This window comes from Armatimonadota bacterium (assembly GCA_020354555.1).
Taxonomy (GTDB): domain Bacteria; phylum Armatimonadota; class Hebobacteria.
Genome location: CP070648.1, coordinates 3,513,218 through 3,517,254 on the forward strand (window position 1 = coordinate 3,513,218; position 4,037 = coordinate 3,517,254).

4 protein-coding genes are annotated in these 4,037 nt (G+C 65.3%); 2 read left to right on the forward strand and 2 right to left on the reverse strand.

What is annotated here, in order from left to right:
• Positions 1-128 precede the first annotated feature (128 nt).
• Complete coding sequence (locus JSV65_14375; GenBank protein ID UCH33739.1) at positions 129-539, reverse strand: DUF2752 domain-containing protein; 411 nt, start codon at positions 537-539, stop codon at positions 129-131.
• Between the two features lie 83 nt (positions 540-622).
• A complete protein-coding gene (locus tag JSV65_14380) occupies positions 623-949 on the reverse strand; it encodes a DUF4190 domain-containing protein (protein UCH33740.1) in 327 nt (108 codons plus the stop codon).
• Between the two features lie 161 nt (positions 950-1,110).
• Here JSV65_14380 and JSV65_14385 point away from each other — a divergent pair, with 161 nt between their 5' ends.
• Together JSV65_14385 and JSV65_14390 are read left to right on the forward strand one after the other, a co-directional pair.
• Positions 1,111-1,686: a zf-TFIIB domain-containing protein gene (locus JSV65_14385; protein UCH33741.1), complete on the forward strand. Its 576-nt coding sequence runs from the start codon at positions 1,111-1,113 to the stop codon at positions 1,684-1,686.
• 205 nt (positions 1,687-1,891) lie between these two features.
• Complete coding sequence (locus JSV65_14390) at positions 1,892-3,934, forward strand: S8 family serine peptidase (GenBank protein ID UCH33742.1); 2,043 nt, start codon at positions 1,892-1,894, stop codon at positions 3,932-3,934.
• Positions 3,935-4,037 lie beyond the last annotated feature (103 nt).

The following is a 4,037-nucleotide window of genomic DNA, read 5'->3' on the forward strand; positions in this document are numbered from 1 at the left end:
CCTTTGCCGAGGAGATCAACGCGGTCGCCGCGCGCGGTCGGCGGCGTCGGTAGGCAATCGGGCGGAATTCGTGGTGAGCGTCGGCCGTGTATTGGACGGCCGAGCAGCGAGACGCCGCGGCGAGCCCGCTACCGGCCGGCCACGATGAGATACACCCAGTTCGCCATCACAACGACTGCGAGCAGCGCGACGGTTGCCCACCGCGCGGGCGCGGATGATTCGATGACCACGCGACGGCCGCCGAGATAGCGCAGGGCGAGGCAACCCGCGCCGATGAGCAATGCGGATGCCAGCATCGGGTTCAAGCGCCAGGCATCCGCGAAGTGGAAGGTCAGGAAGGCGAGCGCCATCCGCGGCGTCCCGCAGGTCGCGCACGGCAGACCCGTGAGCTGTTTGAACGGACAGAGAACGCAGGACGTGTCATAGACGCGGGCAAGCGCCATCACGGCCGCGGCCAGTGCCACGTAGACGGCGGCAGCCAGCAGCGGCGCCCACCCGGCGGTCCATCGCCTATCGCATGGACGAAGCGAAACGCGCACGGTTGCTCTCCTGCGCTCGAGTGGCGGCGGCGGACAGCCGCCGCACCCGCGGCGTGCTCATGTTCTCACAATGGGCGATTCCGCTACGGCCTCGGCATCGTTCCGATCATGGCCCCGAACACCGTCAGCCACAGGATCACCCAGAGTACGGCAAGGCCGACCGAGATCATGCCCAGGATTCTGCCGGCGCTAGTCAAGCCGCGGCCGGTCGGATCCATGCGGCCGGCATCCATCTCGCGCAGGTCGTTGTTGCCGAGGACCCACGCGACGATGCCCAGGATGCAGCACACGAGTATCCCGAGGATGCCGAAGACGAGGATCATGGCTCCACGATGCGGCTGCATGGGCGGCCCTGGAGGCGGCATGTCTGCCGGCGGCTGCCCAGGCGGTACCTGGAAGTTGCCCGTCATGCGTGCGTCTCCTTTCGACACTGGGTTTGTCTGATTCCCGTGAGGTGGTTTTCGGCCCGTGCAGGCGCTTACCTTCCCGTAGGCCGCACAGCGAATGGCGAGTTCGAACGCGCAGGTCTTGGCACAGACGCGGCGAAGATTGACCCCTAAGGATAGTCGGCATGGCGAAGTGCCCGCGCTGCGACAACGAGCTCCGTCCGGTGCTGGTGAAGACAACCACGGGAGTCAGCACCGCGGTCGAGGCGTGTCTCGACAGCTGCGCCGGTATCTGGGTAGGCAGGGAGGATCTCCTGGCCGGCCTGCAACCCGCGATGTCGGAGGGGCTGCTGCGCATTCAGCAGGACAACTCGCTGGAGCGCGGCACACGCTGGGACTTCCTCGAAGTTGAAGAGGCGCGCCGCTGCGGACCGAAGGTCGTCCTCACCCCCGAGCAGTTGGAGAAGTACGTCCAGTGCGTACGCTGCGGCAGAGAGATGATGCGCTACCGGTGGAACATGACCTCCACGGTGATTCTCGACGAGTGCCCCGACGGCCACGGCATCTGGATTGACGCGGGTGAGATCATGCAGATGCGCCGCTTCTTTCAGGTGGACGTCGCCGACGAGTCCAAGCGCGCCGAGATCCGCGGGCGGCTTGCCGAGGTCAAGATGGAGCACGAACGCGAGCGCGCCCAGCGCTACCGCGAGGGTTCGCCGCTGGATTGGCTCTTCAGCGTCCTGTTCGGAAGCGACTTGTAGAACAGACGCTCTGCTCTGGCTTGCACGCAGCCGTGCAACGCGTTTCCCCCTGCTGCTATGCATACGTCTGTTTGCAGTTCACTCCGCACGCATCGTTATGCTATGATATGCCCCGAGGGGCGAGCGCTCGCCAGCCAGGCGTGCGTGGCCCGATTATTGCTGCGGTTGTTATCCGGACGCTTAGCCGCCAGAGGAGGCTGATCCAATGACAAAGCGGTGTGACAGCGCGAGGGCGATGGCTCTCATGGTAGCTCTGGTGATGCTGCTCGCGGGAGCGTATGCAGCTCAAGCGCGGGAGAACCTGTCGCCTGCGGATCTCGTACCCTATGATCAAGGCGAAGCCGTGGCGGGCGAGATGATCGTCAAGTTCAAACCGGGCGTCGCCCCAGCCGCGATAGACGCGATCAACCGAGCGCACGGCACGGCGGCGTTCTATCGCAGCCCCTTCGCGGGCTTCATGCGCCTGCGGCTGCCGTCAGGCCGAGGAGTGGGCCAGATGGTGGCAGCATACCGGCGAAACCCGAACGTCGAGTACGCGGAGCCGAACTTTGTCCGCCGCGCGCTAATGCTGCCGAATGACTCCTACTACTCCTACCAGTGGCACCTGGACGACAGCGCCTGGCCCGCCGGGCCGAACCCGTATGGCGGCGTCAACGGCGGCGGGATCAACCTGGAGCCAGCGTGGGATATCTCCACCGGAGCCGGCGTGGTCGTCGCGGTCATAGACACCGGGATCGCCTACGAGGATTACTCGCAGAGGATCCGGGGCCGATTTCGTCAGTACTACTACCAGGCGCCCGACCTAGCGCAGACGACTTTCGTTCCGGGCTATGACTTCATCAACAACGACACGCATCCCAACGACGATCAGGGGCACGGCACTCACGTTGCGGGCACGATCGCGCAGAGTACGAACAACTCGCTCGGGGTGGCCGGAGTGGCTTTCGGGGCGTCGCTGATGCCCGTCAAGGTACTGGACGCACTCGGCTTCGGCACCGATGCGGAGGTAGCGGACGGCATCTGGTTCGCCGCCGACAACGGGGCGCAGGTGCTGAACCTCAGCCTCGGCGACACGGCGCCGTCTACTACCCTGGAGAACGCGGTCGCGCACGCCTACGAGGTCGGCGCCACCGTCGTTTGCGCGGCGGGTAACGAAGGCTATTTCTTCAATCGCCCCCTTTACCCCGCGGCATATGATGCCTACTGCATCGCTGTAAGCGCTACTCGCTACGACGAGATGCGGGCGCCCTATTCCAACTATGGCTCGTACGTGGACATCGCAGCGCCGGGCGGCGACCTCAACGTGGACCAGAACGGCGACGGCTACGGCGACGGCGTCCTCCAGAACACGTTCAACGTCAACACAGGCGACACATCCGACTTCGCGTACTGGTTTCTCCAGGGCACCTCGATGGCCAGCCCTCATGTCGCAGGGGTGGCCGCGCTCCTGATTGCCAACGGCGTGAGCAGCCCCGATCAAGTGCGCGCGGCGCTCCAGAGCACGGCCGAGGACAAGGGCGCCCCCGGCTGGGATCCGGAATACGGCTGGGGGCTTGTGGACGCCTACGCGGCACTGACTTACACGCCGGCGCCCACTCATGACGTCGCGGTGACTAACCTCGACGTTCCCGGCTCTGCGGCCCAGGGAGACCTGGTTTCCATATACGTCACCGTCGCCAACCCGGGGGACTATGCGGAGACCTTCGATGTTATTGTGACGGACGTCACGGACAGCGTGCTCATCGGCGACGAGACCGTGACCGGCCTCGGAGCCGGCGCGACTCAATTGGTGTCATTCACGTGGGATACGACGTCCGCTTCATCCGGAGATCACACACTGATAGCCGAGGCAACCGCCGTTGCAGGCGAAACCAACCTGGCGAACAACTCGCGAACGACCACGGTCGGCATCGTGCCCCCCGGCCAGACCATGCACGTCGCCGACATCACCATGTCGCTCAAGTTCGCCGGCAAGAACACCTCGGCTCGGGCGACCGTCACTGTCGCGGACGCCGGCGGGAACCCGGTGGCGGGCGCCACTGTCTCCGGGCACTGGAGCGGCGCGACCTCGGACAGCGATGTCGGCCTCACCGACGCCGCCGGTCAGGTAACGTTGGAGTCGAACAAGGTCAAGGCAGCGACAAGCGGAACGACGTTCACGTTCACAGTGGATACCGTCGCCCTTGCAGGGCGGACCTACGACCCGGCGTCGAACGTGGAAACGAGCGACTCCATCACGGTGCCGTGACGGTCGATTGTTGACCCGGGGCGCACGGTGCGTCGAACCGCCGCCCCTCAGTTCGCTTTTTGGGGCATGCGCAGGTTGCGCATGCCCCAGTTCTTTGCAGGAA